The organism is Clostridium sp., from assembly GCF_036642255.1.
Lineage (GTDB): Bacteria > Bacillota > Clostridia > Clostridiales > Clostridiaceae > Clostridium_J.
On record NZ_JAVWDJ010000029.1, the window covers coordinates 37,096 to 40,945 of the forward strand.

A 3,850-nucleotide genomic window follows, 5' to 3' on the forward strand; every position below is an offset into this window, starting at 1 on the left:
TAACCATAAACTTTATTGTAAATAAGAAGTTTTCGTGGATTAGAGAAGAAAAGCCTGGTGAAGTTAAGGATAAGGACAATATAATAAAAAATATAAAAGCACTATTTATTCACAAGATAGGAAGCTTTGTGGTGTTTAGTACCGATAATATATTAATCTCTTATTTTTTAAATCTAAGGACTGTAGCCCTATTTACTAACTACAATATGATTTTGTCCTTTTGTAGTAATTTTACTAATAAGATTTTTGACGGAATCAATGCGAGTATAGGGAATTTATTGGCAGAGAAAAATAATGGAAAATCCTATGAAGTGTTTAAGAGAATATTTTTCTTTAACTTTTGGATGTCCTCTTTCATATGCATAGCACTTTATAACACCATAGATAGCTTTATAGTAATATGGCTTGGAGAGAAATTTATAATTGATAGAACTGTACTTACAGTACTATTAATAAATTTATATATAACCACCATGAGAATGTCCGTGGATAGATTTAAAGAAAGTGGGGGCTTATACTATGCAGATAGATATGCACCTTTCTTTGAGGTAACAATAAACTTAGTTTTCTCCATAATCCTAGTAAAGAAAATGGGCCTTGCAGGAGTATTTATTGGTACTCTTATAAGTAACCTATCTGTAGTATTTTGGATTAAACCTAAAATAGTATTCAATAATGTGTTTAATAAGAGCTTTAAGGAGTATCTAACTAGGTATTTAAGATATCTAGCCATGGCAGTTATTCCGTTTTTAATCACAAGAGGAATGTACATGGTTGTAAGTTTCAACCACAGTGTTCTAAGCTTTTTATTAAATGTGCTAGCAAATGTGTTAATAATAAACATAACCTATGTAGTATTATTTCATAAAAATAATGAATTTCTTTATTATAAGGAAATGATTTTGAAAAGAATTAAAAAGATCTAGGGGTCTTTAGCATAAATTAAAGTGGTTAATCGAACTTAAGCGACATACAAGGTAGAGAAAACAATAAAAATTAACATAGTTAATAAGTAGTAATGACAAATAAAAGAAATTAGAAAAAGTAAAACAAAATATAAAAATATAGAAATAGAAAAAATACAAAACGAATAAGAAGAAAAAAGAACAGAGGTGACGGTTTCTTGAAAATAATAAATAACACCCTAAAAAAGTTAATGAAAACAGCAGAAAAAGATTATTTTAAGTATGGATTATTAATTTTTGTTTTGCTATTTTCTTCAGGGATAGAATTCATAGATACATTTAGCATTATAGGTAATCTGAAGGATTTGTTTTTTGTTATAGTTCCTCTAGTTCTTTTCATTATAATGTGTAAAAAGAAGCAATTTAACTTAGATATAAATATAATCTTTATATTCCTAGCGGTTTTCAGTATGGTTTCAATAATTTGGTCCATAGATGGATTTGTTACTCTGAAAAATAGTATATTATTCATTGGAACAACAATTATTGCAATTTATATTGGTAAAAATTATAATAAGAAGGAAATATTTAAAATTCTGCTAGTTTGGTTTATATTCTTAACCTTTGGTAATTTACTTATATCTGTGCTTGGGATTGGGAATACCTTTCAAGCGGATGAAACCCGATATACCAATGTTATAAAGGGAATGTTTAAACATAGAAACCTCTTAGGGTTTTATATGACACTAGGAGCCAGTATCTCCCTTTGGTTTATGGTGAATTCAAAAGGTAATAAGAAGCTACAAGGAATTTCCTTAATAAATCTTTTGGGAAGTTTAGCCCTACTACTTTGGAGTAGAAGTATGACTTCAATACTTCTTGCAGCTTTAGCTCTAGGGTTAGTTTATTTATCAAGATATAAGAAGTTCAATTTGCTAATGATATACAGTATAGTACCTGTTTTGATAGTTTCTGTATACACTTTAGTTTATCAGCCAGATTGGTTTATAGACTTCTTAAAGGCAATAGGAAGAAGCCCAACTCTTACAGGAAGAAGCTTTATTTGGGAAGGTTCTCTAAAAGCAATAAGTTACAAGTTCTTACTAGGCTTTGGCTTCAACTGCTTTTGGACAATAAATCCCTATTCTTATTATTTTGTTATCCCTAGTTATGGGTGGATACCAACTCATGCTCATAATGGATATTTAGACCTAATGTTGGATTTTGGTATTATAGGAACTATGGTAGCCCTATCATTATTTCCAGTGATACTTAATAAAGTAAGAAAATTGATGATGGTAGATAATTTAATTAATTATAAATATATAACCTATTCCTTAGTGTACATTGTGTTTATACTAATATATAACTTGATGGAAAGTCCTATCATAAGACAGGTTTCCACAGTTTATATACTCCTTGTGATATTCACTAATGTAATAAATTCAATTTCTAAGGAACAACAAACAAAGTAAATAACTAACTAATGATTAAAGTAATCCGTATAAATATGTTGTTGAGAGACATTTAGCTATAACAATGAAGTTTATATTTTGAAATTCCTATGAGTTTCAGAATATAAGAGTTACATGAGAGGAGTTTTTTTATGCTATGTGCTGTAATTATGGCTGGTGGTAAAGGTACCAGATTTTGGCCCCTATCCACAGAAGAAAAGCCAAAACAGTTTTTGAAGCTCTTAGGGGATAACACTATGCTTCAAATGACAGTTAAAAGATTATTACCCCTAATACCTATGGAGAGAATATTTATTGTAACTGGAAAACAGTATGTAGATTTAGTTAAGAAAGAGCTTCCAAATTTAGATTGTGATAATATAATAGTGGAGCCCATGGGAAGAAACACTGCTCCATGTATTGCACTTTCTGCCTTTTATATAAATAAAAGATATAAAGATGCCACAATGTTAGTAGTTCCTTCGGATCACTTAATACAAGAAGAAGAAAAATTCTTAAATATTATAAAAACTGCACAGGAATTTGTGGAAAAGAAAAATCATGCCTTAGTAACTATAGGAATAACTCCAACAAGACCTGAAACAGCCTACGGATATATAAACTTTGCTAAAAATGAAGAACACTTACTGAATGAGGTATCTATAGGAACTATAGGCGACAGTACAGATAAGGCCATTGCTAATAATGAAAAGATAAATGATAGTACAGGTAACACTACTGATTATTGTGAGAGTGCAATTAAAGGTGCTTTTGATGACTATATGATAGAAAATCATATTATGCCCGTAATCAAGTTTGTTGAAAAGCCAAATATGAAAAAGGCTGAGGAATATCTTAAAGAAGGCAACTATCTTTGGAATAGTGGCATGTTTGTATGGAAAATTCATAATATATTAAAGCTTACTTCTGAGCATTTAGAAAATACCTATAATATTTTAAAAGAAGTAGCCATAACAAGAGAAGATAACTACGAAGAAGTACTGGAAAAAAGGTACTGTGATGTAGATAACATATCTGTGGACTTCGGTATCATGGAAAAAGCAGAAAATATCTATGTTATTCCAGGGGATCTAGGCTGGGATGATATAGGAAGTTGGAATGCTATTGAAAGATATAGAGAAAAAGATGAAAATAGCAATATTTTAGATGGAAATATAAAAGTGATAAATGGTAAAAATAATATAATAATGGGTAATGGAAAGCCCATAGTGATTTCAGGCTTAGATGACATATTCCTTATTGAAAGCGATGATGTTATAATTATAGGGAAAAAGGAAGATATGCCCTCTATATGTGAAATAAGGAAAAAAGCAGACCTTTAATGGTATTTTGAAAGGATAGCTCTACATTTACTTTAGATAGGAGTGTCCTTTTGTAAAAAGGACTTTGGTAGAAGAAAAATCTCCTTCCAAGGTGGTTGAACAAATGAACTTGTTCATTATTTAGAAGAAATGAGATGAATGTATGTAC

Annotated in this window: 2 protein-coding genes and 1 pseudogene; all 3 read left to right on the top strand. The window is 29.8% G+C overall.

What is annotated here, in order from left to right; all coding sequences use genetic code 11:
* Window positions 1-926, top strand: a pseudogene (locus RR409_RS14620) (O-unit flippase); the annotation flags it as partial.
* A 197-nt stretch (window positions 927-1,123) separates the two neighbouring features.
* On the top strand, window positions 1,124-2,380 hold the full coding sequence (locus RR409_RS14625; protein ID WP_332558508.1) for an O-antigen ligase family protein: 1,257 nt from the start codon (window positions 1,124-1,126) through the stop codon (window positions 2,378-2,380).
* 131 nt (window positions 2,381-2,511) lie between these two features.
* Window positions 2,512-3,702, top strand: a complete 1,191-nt coding sequence (locus RR409_RS14630) for a mannose-1-phosphate guanylyltransferase (RefSeq protein ID WP_332558509.1) — start codon at window positions 2,512-2,514, stop codon at window positions 3,700-3,702.
* Window positions 3,703-3,850: the final 148 nt, after the last annotated feature.

Coding starts and splice junctions, on each gene's coding strand:
- RR409_RS14630 (WP_332558509.1), top strand. CDS start 2,512: ATGCTATGTGCTGTAATTATGGCTGGTGGTAAAGGTACCAGATTTTGG.